The 503-nt window shown below is 27.6% G+C and carries 1 protein-coding gene; it reads left to right on the top strand.

The window, feature by feature from the left end; translation table 11 throughout:
- The coding region (locus tag GOQ16_RS18505; RefSeq protein ID WP_160070436.1) for a reverse transcriptase family protein at positions 1-503 on the top strand (503 nt) is incomplete at both ends.

Raw genomic sequence — 503 nt, 5'->3', positions numbered from 1 at the left:
ATTTAAAATACAAATTAAAGAACTCTTAGAATTAGGAGTGATAAGAGAATCAACTAGTCCATATAATAGTCCTGCATTTATGGTTAGAAACCATAATGAAATTAAAAGAGGAAAAGCTAGAATGGTAATTGATTATAGAGAACTAAATTCTAAAACTATACCTAATAGCTATAAATTACCGATAAAAGATTTGTTAATAAAACAAATACAAGGAAGTAAAATATACTCTAAATTTGATTGTAAATCAGGATATTGGCAAATAAAACTAGATGAAATATCTAAACCTTTAACTAGTTTTACAACCCCTAATCCATTAGGACAATTCGAGTGGAATGTTATGTCATTTGGATTAATGAATGCTCCAGCAATTTTTCAACAAAGAATGGATAAGATCATCAGACCAATACAAACTTTCTGCATTGCTTATGTAGATGATATCCTTATCCATAGTAAAAATCTAAAAGAACATATCGAACATCTTAAGAAGTTCAATTATATTGCCA

It is taken from the genome of Sphingobacterium bovisgrunnientis (assembly GCF_009829085.1).
GTDB classification, from domain to species: domain Bacteria; phylum Bacteroidota; class Bacteroidia; order Sphingobacteriales; family Sphingobacteriaceae; genus Sphingobacterium; species Sphingobacterium bovisgrunnientis.
The sequence above is the reverse complement of the archived record's forward strand: the minus strand, read 5'-3'. Positions and strand labels throughout refer to the sequence as shown.